This window comes from Pseudomonas sp. GD03875, assembly GCF_029840585.1.
In the GTDB taxonomy this organism is placed as follows: Bacteria; Pseudomonadota; Gammaproteobacteria; order Pseudomonadales; family Pseudomonadaceae; genus Aquipseudomonas; species Aquipseudomonas paralcaligenes.
Map to the genome: position 1 here is coordinate 1 of NZ_JAOCCV010000035.1, position 19,808 is coordinate 19,808.

Consider the following 19,808-nt stretch of genomic DNA (forward strand, 5'->3'; position numbering starts at 1 on the left):
TGCTACCAGTACGACGGCCTGTCGCGGCGCATCCTCAAGCAGGTCCGGCAGAACGGAGAAGAAACCACCACCTGGTACGGCTGGGACGGCGACCGCCAATGCGCCGAAGCCACGGACGCGCGCCTGCGCACCACCGTGCACGAACCACACAGCTTCGTGCCGCTGCTGCGCCTGGAACAACGGCGCCAGGAAGAAGACCCGCTGCTGGCCGAAGTGCGCCGGCTGCTGGCTAGCGAAGGCCTGCAACTGCCGGAAGAACACCGCCCGGCAATCGAAGACCTGAGCGTGGCGTGCTTCCACACCGACCACCTGGGCACCCCGCTGAGACTCACGGGCGAACAGGGAAAAACACTCTGGCAGGGCCAGGCGGACGACTGGGAGGCCATCGACCACGAACAGGGCGAGACCGACCAGCCGATTAGATTTCAGGGGCAGTATCGGGACGAGGAGAGTGGGCTGTATTACAACCGCTACCGGTATTACGCAGCGGAGTTGGGGCGGTATGTGACGCAGGATCCCATTGGGTTGGAGGGAGGAGTTAATAGCTATTTATATGTGCAGGCCTGTCCAATACTTTCTATGGATCCTCTCGGTCTGGATACTATTGCTTTAGGAGGTTCAATCCGCTTGCCAGATTTATTCTCAATGTTCTTTGATAATGAGGCTAAACCTCAAGGTGTAAGTTGTGGGATTGCCTTCTCTTTTCCTGGGTTCTTCGATGGTGAATGGGATATTGGTGGATTTGCGACAGTGATAGCAGGCGGCGACGGTGTTGGCTTTGGAGGGCGTCTCACCGCAGATGGTGGATATCATAAAGGATCTGTCAGTGATCTAAGTGGTACGGGAGGAGAGCTAAGTGGTCACTTTAAGAGGTTGGGGGCTTCTATAAGTTTTGATGATAATGGGGATTTTTCAGGGGCTACTGTTCACTATGGGGGTGGATATAATATTAGTGGGTCTGGCTCTTTGACAGGGACGATAGGTGCGCGAGATGGGGTTAGGGGATATAATGACTAAATTTCTTGATTGGTACTTTTCTATTAAAAATAGAATATTGTGCGAGACAAAATATTCGCTGAGTTTTCCAGTTAATCTGGATTGCGTAAAAGGGTTGAAAGCTCTGCAGCGATATAGAATTAGTGATGTTGATGGTGTGATTCGCATTGCTAAGATGAGCAATTTTGCTCCTGCCTCACATCATGTGGCGGTGGTGAATGAGAGAGAGGGGGCAGTAATCCATGTGAGGCTGAATGCCGGCGAGCGTCTGGTTTCTAATATGTTTTTTATAGCTACAAGCATACTGCTATTGGTAGTGCTTATAGTCAGTTTGGTTTTGAGTTTTCGTGGTGAATTTGCGTCTGCAGCACTCATGCTGTTAGTTATGTTGCTGGGGTTGGTGCCTATTCTGGTGCTTTATCTCGTCTCTCGTATTTCATTATTTTTTTCTGATGTGCAGGCTATTTATAAGGTATTACTTGATTCAGGAGGTGCGCTTTTGGATTGAGCAATGATGTTGCTCTGGCTTTCCTTTTTGGTAGAACTTCCACTCTGAGTGTTTGGTTTGGAGGAGGGAGTACTTCTTGGGCAAGGCTTTTTTGTTGTTTTTATATCTTACACAAGTCGGGTGGAGTCTTTTGAGGTTATGGTGATTAATGCGCCGGTATTTATATTGCTAATTGCTGCGCTCTGTGCTGCAGCAAGAAAACACAAGGCATTCTAATATTTTATAACTATTTATTTGGAATTTCTGCTTGGGCTTAGGGGTGTTATGGGTTCAAGGCTTGGTTGCGTAGTTAATCAGCAGTAAGGCGTTGATATATCTATGAGCGCATCCTTTTTTAGCAATTTTATGTACCTGCTCGGCTTCATTGGTCGGGCTGCTATCGGGCTGCTACCGTTGCGGACTTGGCAAGTTGTGAGCAATACGATTGTGCATAAATCTTTAAGCTTTCATGGAAAACTTTTAACCGGCTTCGCCTTGCTTGTTGTTCTGGCGGCTCTCTGGAGTGAGGTGAAGGTCGTTGTACGTATCTTCAGATGCCTTACCGAGACATATTGTGGCCCAAGCGTTGCGAGCGGATGGATATATCTAGCAGCGCTGGGTGCTGTATATCTATTCGTTGAGATTGCGATATTTGTGCTCAACAAGGTGCAAGCTAGGGCAACCTCTCTATAAAGGCGATCTGTAGTGTCTGATACGCCGCATAGGTTTCCGCTCACAGCAGAACGAAAACCTACGCTATCCGAGAAACTGGCTACACCGCTTCCAGCTTGGCATACGCCAGCATCAGCCACTTGCTGCCTTCGCTGGCGAAGTTGACCTGTACCCGGGCCTGGGCGCCGCTGCCTTCGAAGTTGAGGATCACGCCTTCGCCGAACAGGCTGTGGCGCACGGCCTGGCCGAGACTGAAGGGAGTTTCCGGTACCTGGCTGCCGGCGAACATCGAGCCGCCGCTCATGGTCCGGCTCGGGGCCTGGTAGGGGCGGCTGACGCTGTTGGACAGGCGCACTTCCTGGATCAGCGCCGGCGGTATTTCGCGGACGAAGCGCGAGACCTTGTTGTAGGTCTCGCTGCCGTACAGGCGGCGGGTCTCGGCGTAGGTCAGCACCAGTTGCTGCATGGCGCGGGTGACGCCGACGTAGGCCAGGCGGCGTTCTTCCTCCAGGCGACCGGGTTCTTCCAGGCTCATCTTGTGGGGGAACAGGCCTTCTTCCATGCCGACCAGGAACACCAGCGGGAATTCCAGACCCTTGGCGCTGTGCAGGGTCATCAGCTGGATGCAGTCCTCGTGCTCCTCGGCCTGGGTGTCGCCGGCCTCCAGTGAGGCGTGGGTGAGGAAGGCGGCCAGGGGCGAGAGGTCGTCGTCTTCGTTGTTCTCGAAGTTGCGCGCGGCGCTGACCAGTTCTTCCAGGTTCTCCACCCGGGCCTGGCCCTTCTCGCCTTTCTCGGCCTGGTGCCAGGCGAGCAGGCCGCTCTGTTCGATCACCGTCTGGGTCATCAGGTGCAGCGGCATGTCCAGCACCTTGGCGGCCAGGTTCTCGACCAGCTCGACGAAGCCGGTCAGCGCCGTGGCGGCGCGGCCGGTGAGGCCCTTGTTGGCGATCAGCTGCTGCATGGCCGCCCACATGGACAGGTCGGCGTGGCGGGCGTGCTCGCGGATGGCCTCGACGGTCTTCTCGCCGACGCCACGGGTCGGCACGTTGATCACCCGTTCCAGGGCGGCGTCGTTGTGGCGGCCGTCGAGCAGGCGCAGGTAGGCCACGGCGTTCTTGATCTCGGCGCGTTCGAAGAAGCGCTGGCCGCCGTAGATGCGATAGGGGATGCGTTCGCGCAGCAGGGCTTCTTCCAGCACCCGCGACTGGGCGTTGGAGCGATAGAGGATGGCGATCTCGCTGCGCTTGAGGCCGTCCTTGCGCAGGGCCGCCTCGATCGACTCGACCACGTAGCGGGCCTCGTCGTGTTCGTTGAAGGCGGCGTACAGGTTGATCGGCTCGCCGTCGCTGCCGTCGGTCCACAGCTCCTTGCCGAGGCGTCCGTTGTTGTTGGCGATCAGGGCGTTGGCGGCCTTGAGGATGCCGGCGGTGGAGCGGTAGTTCTGCTCCAGGCGGATCAGCTGGGTGTCCGGGAAGTCGCTGGAGAACTGCTGGATGTTCTCGATCCGCGCGCCGCGCCAGCCATAGATCGACTGGTCGTCGTCGCCGACCACCATCAGGCTCTCTCCTCCCTTGGCGAGCAGGCGCAGCCAGGCGTACTGAACGGCGTTGGTGTCTTGGAACTCGTCGACCAGGATGTGGCGGAAGCGTTTCTGGTAGTGGGCCAGCAGGTCCGGCTTGTCGCGCCACAGGTCGAGGGCGCGCAGCAGCAGTTCGGCGAAGTCGATCACCCCGGCGCGGGCGCAGGCGGTCTCGTAGGCCTGGTAGATCTTCAGCATGGTGGCGAGGAACAGGTCGCCGGCCGGCTGGATGTGCTGCGGGCGGTGGCCCTCGTCCTTCTGCCCGTTGATGAACCACTGGGCCTGCTTGGCCGGCCAGCGCTGCTCGTCCAGGCCCAGTTCGCGGATCACCCGCTTGACCAGGCGCTGCTGGTCGTCGGAGTCGAGGATCTGGAAGTTCTCGGCCAGGCCGGCTTCCTGCCAGTGGGCGCGCAGCAGGCGGTGGGCCAGGCCGTGGAAGGTGCCGACCCACATGCCGCTGGGGCTCAGGCCGAGCATTTGCTCGATGCGCTGGCGCATCTCGGCGGCGGCCTTGTTGGTGAAGGTCACCGACAGGATCGAATACGGCGAGGCATCGAGGAACTGGATGAGGTAGGCGATGCGGTGCACCAGCACCCGGGTCTTGCCCGAGCCGGCGCCGGCCAGCACCAGCTGGCGTCCGAGGGGGGCGGCCACGGCCTGGCACTGCGCGTCGTTGAGGGAAGCGAGGAGGAGTTCGGGATCGTTATGCATCGCGGCATTCTACGGGCCGGGCGGCGGCGCGGCAAAGCGCGTCCGGACGGGCAGGCGCGATGAGTGAACGAATGTTCGCAATTTCTCGGGCAAAGCTGTTAAAAAGCCACCATCAGGCTTGGGCGACCCCTCTAGCTCGGGTATGCTCGGGAAAAAGTCAGGCATTCCATTACAAGAACATCGCCTATGACACAAGCATCTCGGGGGGGCTCCGCCAGCGTCGCGGCGGAGGAGTCGCGCGTCATCCACCAGCAGTTCGCCACCGAGATCGCGGTGGAGCGGACGCGCCTGCTGTATCAGGGCTCCCAGGTCCCGACCCTGTTCATGCTGCTCAGCGCCCTGGCCTGCGCCGCCCTGCTGTGGCAGCCCCAGCAGAGCCTGCTGCTGACCGGATGGCTGGTCTGGGTGGTGCTGCTCGCGGTGCTGCGGCTGATCCAGATGGCCGCCTTCACGGCCGCCCTGCCGTCGCGCCAGGCGCATCCGCAGTGGTGGCGGATGTTCCTCGTCGGCGCCAGCGCCAGCGGCCTGACCCTGGCCTTCGCGGCGATCTTCCTGGTGCCCGGCGACGAGTTCCTGGTGCAGGCGATGGTCTACGGCCTGATCGTCGCCGCCATCCTCTCCGCCAGCGTGGCCTACGCGGTCAGCCTGCCGGCCTTCCTCGCCTTCGCCCTGCCGTGCCTGCTGCCGACCATCCTCTATCTGCTGCTCAGCGACGACTACGACCACCGGGTCGGCGGCCTGCTGGGGCTGTTGCTGCTGCTCAGCCTCGGTGTGGTCGCCTGGCAGGTCAACCGGCTGGTCGAGCGCAACCTGCTGCGACGCTTCCAGAACCAGGCGCTGATCGAGCGCCTGCAGCACGCCCGGGAGAGCGCCGAGGGGCTCAATCAGGAGCTGGCCCGCGAGGTGGAGCAGCGCCGCCGCGCCGAGCGCGAGCTGCGCAGGGCTCACGACGAGCTGGAAATCCGCGTGGCCCAGCGCACCCTGGAGCTGGACGACGCCAGCCATGCCCTGGGCAAGAGCGAGGCACGCCTGGCCCTGGCCCTGGAGGCCAGCGAACTCGGCCTGTGGGACTGGGACCTGACCACCGATCAGGTGCACCACAGCCATCTGGAGAGCATCTTCGGCGTCACCCAGGGCGAGGTGAAGGGCGTGCTCAGCCACCTCAAGCCGCGCCTGCACCCGGACGACCTGCCCGTGCTGCGCCGCGCCCTGGTCGAGCACCTCAAGGGCCGCACCGACGGCTACTGCGTCGAATACCGGGTGCGCCACGCCGACGGGCGCTGGCTGTGGGTCGAGGACCGCGGCCGCGCCGTCGAGCGCGACGATCAGGGCCGCGTGGTGCGGATGCTCGGCACGCGCCGCAACATCACCGAGCGCAAGCGCCGGGACGAGGAGCAGCGACTGGCCGCCACGGTGTTCGAGGCGACCAGCGAGGGCATCTTCATCCTCGACGCGGACTATCTGGTGCTGTCGGTCAACCAGGCGTTCAGCGAGGTCACCGGCTACCGCAAGGACGAGGTGCTGGGGCGCAGCGTGGCGACCCTGATCAGCAGCCGCGATGCCCGCCGCCAGTACCAGCTGATCCGCCAGGACCTGGAGCGGCACGGCAACTGGCGCGGCGAGCTGATGGAGACGCGCAAGAACGGCGAACTCTACCCACAGTGGCTGCAGCTCAACGTGGTGCGCGACGCCCGCGGCCGGGTCAGCCACATCGTCGGCTTCTTCTCCGACCTGTCGCAGCGCCGGCAGACCGAGGAGCGCCTGCGCTACCTGTCGCACTACGACGAGCTGACCGGCCTGGCCAACCGCAGCCTGTTCCGCGAGCGCCTGCACGAGGCCGGCGAGCGGGCGCGCCAGGAGGAGACCCACCTGGCCCTGCTGCATGTCGATCTGGACCGCTTCAAGCTGCTCAACGACAGCCTCGGGCACGAGGTGGCCGACCAGTTGCTGCGGCAGATGGGGCGGCGCCTGCTGCAGTCCGTGCCCGAGGCCAACACCATCGCGCGGCTGGCCGGCGACGAATTCGCCATTCTGCTCGACGACTACGGCAGCCTGTCCACCCTGGCGCGCACCGCCAGCCGCCTGCTGACCAAGCTGCGCACGCCGATGGACGTGGGCGGGCACGAGCTGGTGGTCAGCGCCTCGGTCGGCATCTCCCTGCTGCCGGACAACGCTCGGGAAATCTCCGCGCTGATCAGCCAGGCCGGCATGGCCATGCAGCATGCCAAGCACCTGGGCGGCAACACCTTCCAGTTCTACACCGACAACCTGCAGGCCTGCACCCTGGAGCGCCTGCAGCTGGAGACCCAGCTGCGCAAGGGCATCGAGGACGGCCAGTTGGAAGTGTTCTACCAGCCCAAGCTGTGCCTGGCCGACGGCAGCCTCAACGCCGCCGAGGCGTTGGTGCGCTGGCGCCACCCGAGCATGGGCCTGGTGCCGCCCGGCGAGTTCATCCCGCTGGCCGAGGAGACCGGCCTGATCGCGCCTATCGGCGAGTTCGTCCTGCGCCAGGCCTGCCGGCAGGCCCGTGAATGGCAGCGCCAGGGCCTGGTCGAGCTGCGCGTGTCGGTCAACCTGTCGGTGCACCAGCTGCGCCAGGGCAACCTGATCGGCCTGGTGCGCCAGGTGCTGGACGAGACCGGGCTGCCGTCGCACCTGCTCGAACTGGAGCTGACCGAGAGCCACCTGCTGGACAACGTGGAGAACGTCATCACCACCTTCCAGCAACTGCGCGACCTGGGTGTGAAACTGGCGATCGACGACTTCGGCACCGGCTATTCCTCGCTCAGCTACCTCAAGCGCTTCCCGGTGGACTACGTGAAGATCGACCAGACCTTCGTCCGCGACCTGGCCGCCGGCGGCGAGGATGCCGCGATCACCCGCGCCATCATCGCCATGGCCCACGGCCTGGAGCTGAAGGTAGTCGCCGAGGGCGTGGAGACCCAGGCGCAGATGGATTTCCTCAAGGCCCAGCACTGCGACGAGATCCAGGGCTTCCTGATCAGCCCACCGGTGCCGGCCGAGCGCCTCGCCGAGCTGCTGCGCAGCCGGGCGCAGGCGTCCTGATCAGCCGTCCCAGCGGCCCGGCGCGTAGGAGAACACCGGCAGCGACCAGCGCCAGCGGATCGCCGCCAGGCGCAGGGCCAGGCCGCTGGCGAAGGAAGCCAGCAGGTTGAGGTCCTCGTCGACGCCCAGGTGGCGCAGGCCCAGGTAGAGCAGGGCGACCAGCAGCGAGACGCTGGCGTACAGCTCGTGGCGCAGCACCTGGGGCAGGCGGTGGCAGAGAATATCGCGCAGGATGCCGCCGCACACGCCGGTGATCACCCCGGCCATCACCACCACCGCCAGCGGGTAGCCGAGGCCGAGGGCGACGTTGCAGCCGATCACCGTGAAGGCGATCAGGCCCATGGCGTCGAGCAGCAGGAACAGCCGGCGCAGGTGGTGCATGAAGCGCGCGATGAGCATGGTGAACAGGCCGGCGCAGATGGTCAGGTAGATGTAGCTGGGGTGCTGGGTCCAGCCGACCGGGAAGTTGCCCAGCAGGATGTCGCGCACGGTGCCGCCGCCGAGGGCGGTGACGAAGGCGATGAGGGCGACGCCGAACAGGTCCATGTCGCGCTTGCCGGCGGCGAGCGCGCCGGACATGGCTTCGGCGGTGATGGCGATCAGATAGACGTAGAGCAGCACACAGAACTCCTGCGTTCGGTGCCTCTCCCCCTGTCCCCGGTACCTGAGAGTTTGTGCGGCGTGGCCGCTTGCCCCTTCGGTGGGCCGCTCTGGGCGGCCGCTCTCCAGACGGCTGATATGGAGTCCTCGCAGTGCTGGGCCTGAGCGATCATGGGAGTTTGCGCCTTCGGCGGAGGGGCTCGCGGCCCCTCGCTCTCCTGCGAGGGCGCACAGTATAGGGAGCCGCCCGGCCAAGAGTCTATTTACGATCTTGCGAGCTAGAGATGAATGGTGGCGAAAAGGGGCCGAGGAGGCGGAGTTTACGTGGTGTAAATGAGCGTCCGAGGCCGTTTTTCGTCGCCATTTAGCCGACGCGCAGCAGATCGTAAACAGGCTCTCAGGCCAACTGGCGTAGGAGTAGGGCGTAGTCCAGGTCGATATCTTCCGGCAGCGGCAGGTAGACGATATGGCCATCGCCCGGCGCCACGTCGGTGGCCTCGCCGCCGGCCTTCTCCAGGGCGCCGAGCAGGAAGTTGAGGTTGCCGCGCGGGGTCATCAGCTCCAGGCGGTCGCCGACCGCGAAGCGGTTCTTCACCCGCACCTCCACCAGCTCGCCGCGCCGCTGGCCGGTGAACTCGCCGACGAACTGCTGGCGCTCGGCGAGCGAGTTGCCGCGTTCGTAGTTCTGGTACTCGTCGTGCACGTGGCGGCGCAGGAAGCCCTCGGTGTAGCCGCGGTTGGCCAGTGACTCCAGGTCGTCCATCAGGCGCGGGTCGAAGCCGCGCCCGGCCACCGCGTCGTCGATGGCGCGGCGATAGGCCTGGGCCGTGCGCGCCACGTAGAAGTGGCTCTTGGTGCGCCCTTCGATCTTCAGCGAGTGCACGCCCATGCGCAGCAGCCGTTCCACGTGCTGTACGGCGCGCAGGTCCTTGGAATTCATGATGTAGGTGCCGTGCTCGTCCTCGAAGGCCTCCATCAGCTCGCCGGGGCGGGTCTCATCCTCCAGCAGGAAGGTCCGCTCGGTGGGCGCGCCTTCGCCGAGGGTCGGCCGGCAGCCCTGGACGATGGCGCCGAGTTCGTTTTCCCGGCCCTCGTGGGCCTGGTATTTCCAGCGGCAGGCGTTGGTGCAGGCGCCCTGGTTGGGGTCGCGCCTGTTGATGTAGCCGGACAGCAGGCAGCGCCCGGAGTAGGCCATGCACAGCGCGCCGTGGACGAACACCTCCAGCTCCATCTGCGGCACCTGCTGGCGGATTTCCTCGATCTCCTCCAGGGCCAGCTCGCGGGACAGGATCACCCGGGTCAGGCCCTGGCGGCGCCAGAATTCCACGCTGGCCCAGTTCACCGCGTTGGCCTGCACCGAGAGGTGGATCGGCATCTGCGGGAAGCGCTCGCGCACCAGCATGATCAGCCCGGGGTCGGACATGATCAGGGCGTCCGGCCCCATGGCCACCACCGGCTCCAGGTCCTTGAGGAAGGTCTTCAGCTTGGCGTTGTGCGGGGCGATGTTGACCACCACGTAGAAGCGCTTGCCCCGGGCGTGCGCCTCGTCGATGCCGAGCGCCAGGTTGGCATGGTCGAACTCGTTGTTGCGCACCCGCAGGCTGTAGCGCGGCTGCCCGGCGTAGACCGCGTCGGCGCCATAGGCGAAGGCGTGGCGCATGGCCTTGAGGGTTCCGGCGGGGGAGAGGAGTTCGGGAGTCATCGGATCGCCCTGGACGTGAAGGGGGAGGCGATTCTAGAGGGATGGTCGCGGCGGCCCATTGATCTGGGGCAGCCGCCGGCATGGCGAAGTCGTAGCCCGGATGCAATCCGGGGTGGCCCGACGCCTGGCTCCCGGATTGCATCCGGGCTACGCCGTAGGGTGCGCCGTGCGCACCTGAAGCACGGAGCCTTGGCGCTCTCCACGAAAAAGCCCGGCACAGGGCCGGGCTTTTCGTGGAGCGGGCGGTGGATCAGTCCACGGCCTTGACCATGTCCTCGATGACTTTCTTGGCGTCGCCGAAGACCATCATGGTCTTGTCCAGGTAGAACAGTTCGTTGTCCAGGCCGGCGTAGCCGCTGGCCATCGAGCGCTTGTTGACGATCACGGTCTTGGCCTTGTAGGCCTCGAGGATCGGCATGCCGGCGATCGGCGACTTCGGATCGTTCTTCGCGGCCGGGTTGACCACGTCGTTGGCGCCCAGCACCAGCACCACGTCGGCCTGGCCGAACTCGGAGTTGATGTCTTCCATCTCGAACACCTGCTCGTAGGGCACTTCGGCCTCGGCCAGCAGGACGTTCATGTGGCCAGGCATACGACCGGCGACCGGGTGGATCGCGTACTTCACGGTCACGCCGCGGTGGGTCAGCTTCTCGGCCAGCTCCATCAGCGCGTGCTGGGCACGGGCCACCGCCAGGCCGTAGCCCGGGACGATGATCACGGTGTCGGCGTTGGTCAGCAGGAAGGCGGCGTCGTCGCTCGAACCGGATTTCACCGGACGGGCTTCCTGGGCGCCAGCCGGGCCGGCTTCTTCGGCCGCACCACCGAAACCACCGAGGATGACGTTGAAGAACGAGCGGTTCATCGCCTTGCACATGATGTACGAGAGGATCGCGCCCGAGGAGCCCACCAGCGAACCGGCGATGATCAGCATCGAGTTGTTCAGCGAGAAGCCGATACCGGCCGCCGCCCAGCCCGAATAGCTGTTGAGCATCGATACCACGACCGGCATGTCGGCGCCGCCGATCGGGATGATGATCAGCACGCCGATGATGAAGGCCAGGGCCGCCAGCAGGGCGAAGGCGCGGATATCACCGGTGAAGGTGAAGTACAGGCCCAGGCCGACGATGGCCAGGCCGAACAGCAGGTTGACCAGGTGCTGGCCCTTGAACTGCACGGGCGCGCCCTGGAACAGGCGGAACTTGTACTTGCCCGACAGCTTGCCGAAGGCGATCACCGAACCGGAGAAGGTGATGGCGCCGATGGCCGCGCCGAGGAACAGTTCCAGGCGGTTGCCGGCCGGGATGGCATCACCCAGGGTGGCGACGATGCCCAGCGACTGCGGCTCGACGACGGCGGCGATGGCGATGAACACGGCGGCCAGGCCGATCATGCTGTGCATGAAGGCGACCAGTTCCGGCATCTTGGTCATCTCGACGCGCTTGGCCATGATCGAGCCGGCGGTACCGCCGACCAGCAGGCCGACGATGACGTAGCCGATGCCTTCCAGCGCCAGCTCGCTGCCGAGCTTGTGGATCAGGCCCAGGGTGGTCAGTACGGCGATGGCCATGCCGATCATGCCGAAGGCGTTGCCGCGACGCGAGGTGGTCGGGTGCGACAGGCCCTTGAGCGCCTGGATGAAGCAGATCGAGGCGATAAGGTAGAGAACAGTGATCAGATTCATGCTCATGGTCAGTGTTTCTCCGCAGCCGCTTTCGGCGCTTTCTTCTTGAACATTTCCAGCATGCGCCGGGTGACCAGGAAGCCACCGAAGACGTTGACCGCGGCCAGGGCCACGGCCAGGGTGCCCATGGCCTTGCCCAGCGGGGTCACGGTCAGGGCGGCGGCCAGCATGGCGCCGACGATGACGATCGCGGAAATCGCGTTGGTCACGGCCATCAGCGGGGTATGCAGGGCCGGGGTGACGTTCCACACCACGTGGTAGCCCACGTAGATGGCCAGCGCGAAGATGATCAGGTTGTAGATGCCGTCGGAAATCATATCCATGTCCGGTACTCCCCTTAACCGTTGGTGCGGACGACCTGGCCGTCGCGGCACATCAGGCACGCGGCGACGATGTCGTCTTCGAGGTTGAGCTGGAACTGGGCTTCCTTGTCGATCACGAGCTTGAGGAAGTCCAGCAGGTTGCGGGCGTACAGGGCGGAGGCATCCGCCGGCACCAGCGCGGCCAGGTTGGTGTGGCCGACGAGGGTCACGCCGTGCTTGACCACCACCTGGTCGGCTTCGGTCAGCGGGCAGTTGCCACCCTGGGCGGCCGCGAGGTCGATGACCACGGAGCCCGGCTTCATCTCGGCGACGGTCGCCTCGTGCAGCAGGGTCGGTGCCTTGCGGCCCGGGATCAGCGCGGTGGTGATGACGATGTCGGCCTGCTTGGCCTTCTCGTGCACCGCCTTGGCCTGGCGCTCCATCCACGAGGCCGGCATCGGCCGGGCGTAGCCGCCGACGCCCTGGGCGCACTCGCGCTCCTCATCGGTCTCGAACGGCACGTCGACGAACTTGGCGCCGAGCGACTCGATCTGCTCCTTCACGGCGGGACGCACGTCGGAGGCCTCGATCACGGCACCCAGGCGCTTGGCGGTGGCGATGGCCTGCAGGCCGGCCACGCCGGCGCCGAGGATCAGCACGCGGGCGGCCTTCACGGTGCCGGCGGCGGTCATCAGCATGGGCATGAAGCGCGGGTAGTGGTTGGCGGCGAGCATCACGGCCTTGTAGCCGGCGATGTTGGCCTGCGAACTCAGCACGTCCAGGCTCTGCGCGCGGGAGGTGCGCGGGGCGGCCTCCAGGGCGAAGGCGGTGATGCCACGGGCATTCATGCGCGCGATGGTGTCGTTGCAGAACGGGTTGAGCATGCCGACCAGCACGGCGCCGGTCTTCATGTGGGCCAGTTCGGCTTCGGTCGGAGCGACCACTTTCAGCACCAGGTCGGCGCCGAGGGCGGTGGCGTCGTTGCCGATGCTGGCACCGGCGGCTTCATAGGCGCTGTCCGGAATGCTGGCGCTGACGCCGGCACCGGTCTGGACGGTCACCTGATGGCCCTGGCCAACCAGCTTCTTGACGGTTTCGGGCGTCGCGGCAACCCGCGTCTCCCCGGCGTGGGTCTCGAGAGGAACACCGATGTGCACTGAGAATTCTCCTGCGTGATCGTATTAATGAACCCGTGCACTACGTGTGGCGCGCGGGTGTGTGGGATCAGCACAAAGCCGCACCGGAAGGGTGCGGGCGCGGCATTTTGCAGGCGATTGCCTGGACCATCAAGAAATTCTGAAGCGGTACTCGTTGATAACTACAAGTCACGCCGTGACCATGGCTCCCCGGCCGTCCCCGCAAAGCGCCGTTGTTGCTGGGATGATGCCCCGTTCGCGGGAGAACGGCCCACGGCGCCGCATTCGGCGCGTGAATGGCCGTTCGTCGACTTGGCCGGATGAAGGCGCCGCGTGGCGCAAAGCATCAAGGGAGGCCCGGTTTGTAGTAGGCGCGGCCGGTCGACTACGCGGCGCCTTCGACGCGCCGGCGGCCAGGAAGCGCGTCTTGGGCTAAGCTGGCAAGAGGCATTTGGCCAGTACCCAACCCCCGTTCGTTCAGGTCGTTTCGATGTCGTCTGTCTTCCGCTGGCTCGTGCCCCTGCTGCTCCTGGCGCTGTGCGCCACGGCCCGCGCCGAACTGCCGCTGCTCGACCTGCGCCAGGCCGACACTGGCACCGTGCCCGCCCTGCGCCTGCTGGAGGACGCCTCCGAGCAGCTCGCCCTGCACCAGGCCCGCGAGCGCCTGACGAACCAGGGCCAGACGCTGAACCGGATTCCCACCCTGGGCTGGAGCGACAGCGCCTGGTGGTTCGGCCTGCGCCTGAAGGGCGACTCCGGCGACCGCTTCTACCTGTGGCTCGACCACACCTACCTCGACGACGTGCAGGTCTGGGTGTTCGTCGACGATCGCCTGGCGCTCTACCGCCAGGTCGGCGACCACCTGCCCTTCGCCCTGCGCGACGAGCCCATGCGCGCCTTCATGGTGCCGCTGCCCACGCTTGGCCGTGGCGAGCAGGAAGTGGTGCTGCGGGTGCGCAGCACCTCCTCGATCAGCCTGCCGGTGAAGCTGGTGCCGGCGGCGGACAAGGACCGCCTGCTGGCCGCCACCTGGCTCAACAACGGCCTGATCGTCGGCGCCCTGCTGGTGATGGGACTGTTTCACCTGGCCAAGTTCGTCGCCGCGCCGGACCGCCGCCTGGGCTACTACTGCGCGACCATCCTCAGCGTCGCCTGGTACACGGCGGCGATCAACGACCTGACCAACCTGCTGCTGTGGCGCAACTGGCCGATCGCCATGCAGTTCGAGACCAACCTGTTCGGCATGCTCACGCTGGCCTTCAGCACCCTGTTCATCGGCGCCTCGCTGCGCCTCGATACAGGTGTGGCGCGCCACCTGCGCGGGGTGCTGATCGTGGGACTGGCCGGGGTGCTGGCGTGGGTGCTGCTGAGCCAGGGGCACAGCCAGGCGGCCCAGGCGATGAACCTGATGATGCTGGCGACCGGCGTGTTCCAGCTCGGCCTGACCCTGCTCGCCCTCTACCTGCGGCGGCCGTACGCGGGCTGGTTCGCGCTGTTCTGGAGCGCCGCCATCCTGCTCATGCTGATGCTCTCGCTGAGCCGCGCCGGGGTGGTGCCGCGCAACGCCTGGGTCGACGTGCTGCACGCCTGGCTGCCGGTGGTCTGCGTTTTCCTCTTCGGCGTGCTCAACGGCCGCCAACTGGAGGACGTGCGCCAGGCCCTGCTGGCCTCCCGCGAGCAGGCCATCGTCAACCTGGAGCAGTACCGCGGCCTGTTCCGCAATGCCGCCGAGGGCATCTTCCGCTGCAACCGCCAGGGCCTGCTGCTGGAGACCAACCCGAGCTTCCTGCGCCTGCTCGGCCGCGCCGAGGCGGATGCCGAACTGCTCCAGGCGCAGCCGATCCAGGGCCTGCTGGCGCCCGGCGACTGGCAGCGCCTGCGCGGGCAGCTCAGCGACGCACAGTCCACCGCCAGCGGCGAGGTGCAGCTGCAGACCGCCGACGGCCAGGCCCGCTGGGTGCACCTGTCGCTGCACGAACAGCGCAGCCAGCACTGCATCGAGGGCATCGTGGTCGACCTCAGCGAGCGCCGCGCCCTGGAGCAGCGCCTGGCGCGGCTGGCCGCCCACGACTCGCTCACCGGCCTGGTCAACCGGCGCGAGCTGGAGCGCCTGCTGCAGGGCAGCCTGGAGGGCAGCGGCCGGCGCTACAGCCACCTGCTGCTGCTCGACCTCGACCAGTTCAAACAGGTCAACGACCTCTGCGGGCACTCGGCGGGCGACCAGCTGTTGCGCCAGCTGGCCGGCCACCTGCTCGGCAGCGTGCCGAGCCAGGCCGAGCTGGCGCGCATCGGCGGCGACGAATTCGCCGTGCTGCTGGCCGACTGCGACCGCCAGCAGGCCCTCGAACAGGCCGAGCGCCTGCGCCTGGCGGTGGAGCAGTTCGTGTTCAGCTACGGTGGCCGGCCGTTCCGTCTGTGCGTGAGTATCGGCGTGCTGGAACTGGAGTCCGGCGTGCGCGACTGGGAGGAGGCACTGAACTGGGCGGACAACGCCAGCAGCCTGGCCAAGGCTCAGGGGCGCAACCGCGTGCACCTGTTCAACCCGGCCGACGGCGCGCTGGTCGAACACCAGCGCCAGCTGCAGTGGATCGCCCGCCTGCGCGAGGCCTTCGAGCAGCAGCATTTCGAGCTGTTCTACCAGCCGGTGTGCCCATTGCAGGGCGAAGAGGAGGGCCTGCACTACGAGGTGCTGCTGCGCTACCGCGACCCGCAATCCGCCGAATGGGTGTCGCCGGGGCAGTTCTTCCCGGCGGCGGAGCGCTACGGCTTCCTCGCCCAGATCGACCGCTGGGTGCTGCGCCGCTACTGCGAGTGGCTGGCGCAGAACCCGCACCACCAGGCGGCGCTGGGCCAGGTCAACATCAACCTCAGCGCACCCTCGCTGCTGGACCCGGAGTTCCACCAGCTGCTCGACGAACTGATCGACACCCACCGCCTGCCGGTAGCCAAGCTGTGCCTGGAGATCACCGAGATGGTGGCGCTGGCCGAACTGGGCAGCTCCGCCGGCTGGATCGAGCGCCTGCGCCGGCGCGGCCTCAAGGTGGCGCTGGACGACTTCGGCAGCGGCTTCGCCTCCTACGCCTACCTACGCCACCTGCCGCTGGACCTGCTGAAGATCGACGGCACCTTCGTGCGTGGCATCGAGCGAGACCCGATCAACCGGGCGATGGTCGGCTCCATGGCGCAGATCGCCCGCCAGCTCGGCCTGCGCACCGTCGCCGAGTTCGTCGAGAACGAGGCCGCCCGGGCCTGCCTGCGCGAGCTGGGCATCGACTACATCCAGGGCTACCTGATCGACCGGCCGAGGCCGCTGACCGAGCTGGCCGACGCGGTGGCCGAGCCGGCGCCGCAGTAGCGCGCCGGGTCAGGCCTCGCTCAGCAGATGGGCGGGGATGCGCGCCAGGAATTCCCGACGCAGACCGAGCATGCGCGCCGGCCGGCTGTCCAGCAGCGACTCCGGCGGCTGGTCGGCGGGCAGGTCGAGCAGCATCGCGCTGAAGTTGAGCACCAGCGCCTCGCGGGAGAACACGCCGCCGCCCAGGGCGTAGAAGGCCGAGATCAGCTCGCGCAGGCCCAGCGGCAGGCGCCAGCGGATGCGCAGCGCGGAACCGAAACCGGCGGAGCGCTGGTGCAGGGCCTGCTCGATCTCCTCGTCGGACAGCTCGCCGCCGAGCTTGCGCCAGTCCTGCAGGCAGCGCAGCAGGGCCAGCTCGCCGATGTTGTGCAGCAGGCCGGCGGTGTAGCACAGCTCGTGGTCCAGGCGCAGCTGCGCGGCCTGCCAGTGGGCCAGCTCGGCGCCGCGTTGGGCGCGCTTGCCGGCGCCGACGGCGAGTTCGGCCAGGCGCGGGTCCTGCAGGCGCGCGTTGCGCTGCACGGCCATGCCCAATACCAGGTTGAGCGCGCGCGGCACGCCCAGGCGCTGCAGCGCCTGGGGCAGGGTGTGGCAGGTGGCGCCGCGGCGCTCGGCCGCGCTGTTGGCGGCGGCGATCAGGCGGGCGGTGATCTGCGGGTCGCGCACGAACTCGCGGGCCAGGGTGCCGAGGTCGGTCTCGCTGGCCTGCAGGCTCCGGCTCACCGCGGTGCGCACGTCGGCCAGCAGCGGCGCGCCGTCGCCGTCCTCGCGCATGGCGTCGAGGTATTGGGCGAGGTCGTTCGCGGTCTGCGGTGCTGTTGCGGCGGCGCTCTCGTTGCTCGCCGCTGGCAGCAGGCTGGCCAGGCGCTGGCGCAGGTGCTCGGCGTTGAACGGCTTGGCCAGGTAGGCGGCGGGCGCCAGCGGCAGCACGGCGCGCACGCTGCTGGCGTCGACCCGGCTGCTGATCAGGATGCAGGGCAGCGCGGGCGTGCGCGGCTGGCGCCGCAACTGGCGGAGCAGCTCGATGCCGTCCAGGCCGGGCAGCTCGCCGTCGGCGATCACCAGGTCCGGCAGGCGCCGGCGGCAGCGCAGCAGGGCGGCCTGGCCATCGGTGAAGCGCTGCACCTGGGCGTCGCTGCGGATGTCGAGCACCAGCTGGGTCAGCAGGTCGGCGGTCCAGGGGTCGGCTTCGGCAATGAGAACTTCCGGTACGGCGACCGCGGCGGGCATGGGGACCTCGGGGGATTGACCTGGTGATTTCGGCGGGTGGCGCGGCGCAGCGGGCGCGGTGCGCCGGAAATGCTGAACGTGGCGTCAGGATAGCGCCACCCGACACCCGCGACGAGCGCTCTAGGTCAATACTCCGGGCTTATTTCCTACTACTTTGGAACTAATTCTGGCCCAGGCTGGAGGCGATCAATGCTCGACTGGATGCCAGCACCTCTTCCTGGCGCTCCTGGCTGGCCATCATGCGCGCCAGCACCAGTGCGCCGACGCACTGGGCGAGGATGGCCCAGGCCAGCTGCTCGTCGCCCAGTTCCCGCGCCCAGGCCTGCTGCAGGCGGGCCAGCCAGTGCTCGGCCGTCGCCCGCACCTCGGCGTCGGCGCGGGCGATCTCCGCGCCCAGAGCGGGGATGGCGCAGCCGGCGGCGGGCTGCTGTACGTGCTTCATGTTGAGGTACATGGCCAGGCAGCGCTGCAGCTTGTCGCGGCTGGCGTCACTGCTGCCGAGGCGTTCCGCGCTGCGGCTCAGCTCGCGCTCGACGATGGCGGCGAACAGCTCGTCCTTGGAGGAGAAGTGCCCGTAGAACGCGCCGCCGGTCAGGCCGATGGCCTTCATCAGGCCGTCCACCCCGGTGCTGGCGAAGCCGCCGCACTTGGCCAGGCTGCCGCTGGCGTCGAGCAGCTTCTCGCGGGTCTGGGCCTTGTGTTCGGCGGAATAGCGCATGGGGGACAACTCCTGCTTGACGGGTGCCGAAAGCGTAGCATAACGTTTGTTAAGTAAACGATCGTTTATCAAAGAGGTGGCGACATGAGCGACAACAAGAACGACAAGAAGGTGGTGCTGGTGATCGGCGCCGGCGACGCGACCGGCGGCGCCATCGCCAGGCGCTTCGCCCGCGAGGGCTTCGTCGCCTGCGTCACCCGGCGCAGCGCGGACAAGCTGCAACCCCTGGTGGACGGCATTCGCGCCGAGGGCGGCGAAGCCCACGGCTTCGGCTCCGACGCGCGCAAGGAGGAGGAGGTCGCCGAGCTGGTCGAGCGGATCGAGCGCGACATCGGCCCGATCGAGGCCTTCGTCTTCAACATCGGCGCCAACGTGCCGTGCAGCATCCTCGACGAGACCGCCCGCAAGTACTTCAAGATCTGGGAGATGGCCTGCTTCTCCGCCTTCCTCACCGCCCAGGCGGTGGCCCGGCGCATGGTCACCCGCGGTCGCGGCACGATTCTCTTCACCGGCGCCACCGCGGGCCTGCGCGGCGCCTCCCACTTCGCCGCCTTCGCCGGCGCCAAGCACGGCCTGCGCGCGCTTGCCCAGAGCATGGCGCGCGAGCTGGGGCCACGGAACATCCATGTCGCCCACGTGGTGGTGGATGGCGCCATCGACACGGACTTCATCCGCGACACCTTCCCCGACCTCTATGCACGCAAGGACCAGGACGGCATCCTCGACCCCGAGCACATCGCCGACAACTACTGGTTCCTGCATGCCCAGCCGCGCGATGCCTGGACCTTCGAGCTGGATCTGCGCCCCTGGATGGAAAAATGGTAGGCGGCTGGCTGCGCAGCCCCCTGTGGGAGCGAGCTTGCTCGCGAACCGATAGGCGCAGGTGCTTCGCGAGCAGAGTGCGCTCCTGCCCCCGCGATTACGTGAACAACAAACAGAAGAGCACCCCCCGATGAGCAAGACCGTGGATTTCTATTTCGACTTCGGCAGCCCCACCACCTACCTGGCGTGGACCCAGCTGCCGAAGCTCTGCGCCGAGACCGGCGCCACCCTGGTGTACAAGCCGATCCTGCTGGGCGGAGTGTTCCAGGCCACCGGCAATGCCTCGCCGGTGACCATCCCGGCCAAGGGCCGCTTCATGATGCAGGACCTGGCCCGCTACGCCCGTCGCTACCAGGTGCCGATGCAGTTCAACCCGCACTTCCCGATCAACACCCTGCCGCTGATGCGCGCCGCCGCGGCGGTGCAGCTGCACATGCCGGAGCGCTTCGAGGCCTTCCTCACGCTGATCTTCGAGGCCATGTGGGTGCAGGCGCGCAACCTGAGCGACCCGGCGGTGCTGGGCGAGGTGCTGGCGTCCGGCGGCTTCGAGCCGCAGCGGCTGCTGGCGCTGATCGCCGAGCAGGAGGTGAAGGACGCGCTCAAGGCCACCACCGACGAGGCGATCAAGCGCGGTGTATTCGGTGCCCCGGCCATGTTCGTCGGCGACGAGCTGTTCTTCGGCCAGGATCGCCTGGACTTCGTGCGCGAGGCGCTGGCCTGAGCGCGAGCCGTCGCCAGGGCGGTGGGAGCGGCC

14 protein-coding genes and 2 riboswitches are annotated in these 19,808 nt (G+C 66.3%); of the genes, 6 read left to right on the forward strand and 8 right to left on the reverse strand.

The window, feature by feature from the left end; all coding sequences use genetic code 11:
• Window positions 1-1,017: RHS repeat-associated core domain-containing protein (locus tag N5D30_RS22235; protein ID WP_279910709.1), on the forward strand; the 1,017-nt coding region annotated here is incomplete at its 5' end.
• Window positions 1,010-1,504 (forward strand): hypothetical protein, encoded by a 495-nt coding sequence (locus N5D30_RS22240; protein ID WP_279910711.1) that lies wholly within the window; start codon window positions 1,010-1,012, stop codon window positions 1,502-1,504. The genes N5D30_RS22235 and N5D30_RS22240, both read left to right, overlap by 8 nt.
• A 751-nt stretch (window positions 1,505-2,255) precedes the next feature.
• On the opposite strand, the gene uvrD is transcribed toward N5D30_RS22240, so the two are convergent.
• Window positions 2,256-4,445, reverse strand: coding sequence for a DNA helicase II (gene uvrD / locus N5D30_RS22245; protein WP_279910712.1), 2,190 nt, complete (start codon window positions 4,443-4,445; stop codon window positions 2,256-2,258).
• A gap of 186 nt (window positions 4,446-4,631) precedes the next feature.
• On the opposite strand from uvrD, the gene N5D30_RS22250 reads away from it, so the two are divergent.
• Window positions 4,632-7,511 carry a GGDEF and EAL domain-containing protein gene (locus N5D30_RS22250; protein ID WP_279910713.1) on the forward strand — a complete coding sequence of 960 codons (2,880 nt, stop codon included), beginning with the start codon at window positions 4,632-4,634 and terminating at the stop codon, window positions 7,509-7,511.
• On the opposite strand, the gene N5D30_RS22255 is transcribed toward N5D30_RS22250, so the two are convergent.
• The 5 genes from N5D30_RS22255 to N5D30_RS22275 form a co-directional block, all read right to left on the reverse strand.
• Window positions 7,512-8,132: a trimeric intracellular cation channel family protein gene (locus tag N5D30_RS22255; protein WP_220811204.1), complete on the reverse strand. Its 621-nt coding sequence runs from the start codon at window positions 8,130-8,132 to the stop codon at window positions 7,512-7,514.
• Between the two features lie 20 nt (window positions 8,133-8,152).
• Window positions 8,153-8,250: riboswitch (glycine riboswitch) on the reverse strand.
• A 1-nt stretch (window position 8,251) separates the two neighbouring features.
• Window positions 8,252-8,342, reverse strand: a riboswitch (glycine riboswitch).
• A gap of 166 nt (window positions 8,343-8,508) precedes the next feature.
• Window positions 8,509-9,813, reverse strand: coding sequence for a tRNA 5-hydroxyuridine modification protein YegQ (gene yegQ, locus N5D30_RS22260; RefSeq protein ID WP_279910714.1), 1,305 nt, complete (start codon window positions 9,811-9,813; stop codon window positions 8,509-8,511).
• 250 nt (window positions 9,814-10,063) lie between these two features.
• On the reverse strand, window positions 10,064-11,500 hold the full coding sequence (locus tag N5D30_RS22265; protein WP_279910715.1) for an NAD(P)(+) transhydrogenase (Re/Si-specific) subunit beta: 1,437 nt from the start codon (window positions 11,498-11,500) through the stop codon (window positions 10,064-10,066).
• Between the two features lie 2 nt (window positions 11,501-11,502).
• A complete protein-coding gene (locus tag N5D30_RS22270) occupies window positions 11,503-11,817 on the reverse strand; it encodes an NAD(P) transhydrogenase subunit alpha (RefSeq protein ID WP_192328256.1) in 315 nt (104 codons plus the stop codon).
• A 14-nt stretch (window positions 11,818-11,831) separates the two neighbouring features.
• Entirely contained in the window at window positions 11,832-12,953 is a 1,122-nt protein-coding gene (locus N5D30_RS22275) for a Re/Si-specific NAD(P)(+) transhydrogenase subunit alpha (RefSeq protein ID WP_220811207.1), read from the reverse strand.
• Window positions 12,954-13,422: 469 nt separating this feature from the next.
• Between N5D30_RS22275 and N5D30_RS22280 the strand changes: the two genes are divergently transcribed.
• Window positions 13,423-16,287 (forward strand): EAL domain-containing protein, encoded by a 2,865-nt coding sequence (locus tag N5D30_RS22280; protein WP_279910716.1) that lies wholly within the window; start codon window positions 13,423-13,425, stop codon window positions 16,285-16,287.
• Between the two features lie 9 nt (window positions 16,288-16,296).
• Here N5D30_RS22280 and N5D30_RS22285 read toward each other — a convergent pair whose 3' ends face one another.
• Window positions 16,297-17,514 carry an HDOD domain-containing protein gene (locus N5D30_RS22285; RefSeq protein WP_279910717.1) on the reverse strand — a complete coding sequence of 406 codons (1,218 nt, stop codon included), beginning with the start codon at window positions 17,512-17,514 and terminating at the stop codon, window positions 16,297-16,299.
• 160 nt (window positions 17,515-17,674) lie between these two features.
• A complete protein-coding gene (locus N5D30_RS22290) occupies window positions 17,675-18,232 on the reverse strand; it encodes a TetR/AcrR family transcriptional regulator (protein ID WP_279910718.1) in 558 nt (185 codons plus the stop codon).
• Window positions 18,233-18,316: 84 nt separating this feature from the next.
• On the opposite strand from N5D30_RS22290, the gene N5D30_RS22295 reads away from it, so the two are divergent.
• Both N5D30_RS22295 and N5D30_RS22300 read left to right on the forward strand, forming a co-directional pair.
• A complete protein-coding gene (locus N5D30_RS22295; protein ID WP_220811211.1) occupies window positions 18,317-19,057 on the forward strand; it encodes an SDR family oxidoreductase in 741 nt (246 codons plus the stop codon).
• A 127-nt stretch (window positions 19,058-19,184) separates the two neighbouring features.
• Window positions 19,185-19,775, forward strand: coding sequence for a 2-hydroxychromene-2-carboxylate isomerase (locus tag N5D30_RS22300; protein ID WP_279910719.1), 591 nt, complete (start codon window positions 19,185-19,187; stop codon window positions 19,773-19,775).
• Window positions 19,776-19,808: the final 33 nt, after the last annotated feature.

Excerpts from the sequence above, each read along its gene's own strand:
- uvrD (WP_279910712.1), bottom strand. The coding sequence starts at position 4,445 with ATGCATAACGATCCCGAACTCCTCCTCGCTTCCCTCAACGACGCGCAG.
- N5D30_RS22280 (WP_279910716.1), top strand. The coding sequence starts at position 13,423 with ATGTCGTCTGTCTTCCGCTGGCTCGTGCCCCTGCTGCTCCTGGCGCTG.
- N5D30_RS22285 (WP_279910717.1), bottom strand. The coding sequence starts at position 17,514 with ATGCCCGCCGCGGTCGCCGTACCGGAAGTTCTCATTGCCGAAGCCGAC.
- N5D30_RS22250 (WP_279910713.1), top strand. The coding sequence starts at position 4,632 with ATGACACAAGCATCTCGGGGGGGCTCCGCCAGCGTCGCGGCGGAGGAG.
- N5D30_RS22300 (WP_279910719.1), top strand. The coding sequence starts at position 19,185 with ATGAGCAAGACCGTGGATTTCTATTTCGACTTCGGCAGCCCCACCACC.
- N5D30_RS22265 (WP_279910715.1), bottom strand. The coding sequence starts at position 11,500 with ATGAGCATGAATCTGATCACTGTTCTCTACCTTATCGCCTCGATCTGC.
- N5D30_RS22240 (WP_279910711.1), top strand. The coding sequence starts at position 1,010 with ATGACTAAATTTCTTGATTGGTACTTTTCTATTAAAAATAGAATATTG.
- N5D30_RS22270 (WP_192328256.1), bottom strand. The coding sequence starts at position 11,817 with ATGGATATGATTTCCGACGGCATCTACAACCTGATCATCTTCGCGCTG.
- yegQ (WP_279910714.1), bottom strand. The coding sequence starts at position 9,813 with ATGACTCCCGAACTCCTCTCCCCCGCCGGAACCCTCAAGGCCATGCGC.
- N5D30_RS22295 (WP_220811211.1), top strand. The coding sequence starts at position 18,317 with ATGAGCGACAACAAGAACGACAAGAAGGTGGTGCTGGTGATCGGCGCC.
- N5D30_RS22290 (WP_279910718.1), bottom strand. The coding sequence starts at position 18,232 with ATGCGCTATTCCGCCGAACACAAGGCCCAGACCCGCGAGAAGCTGCTC.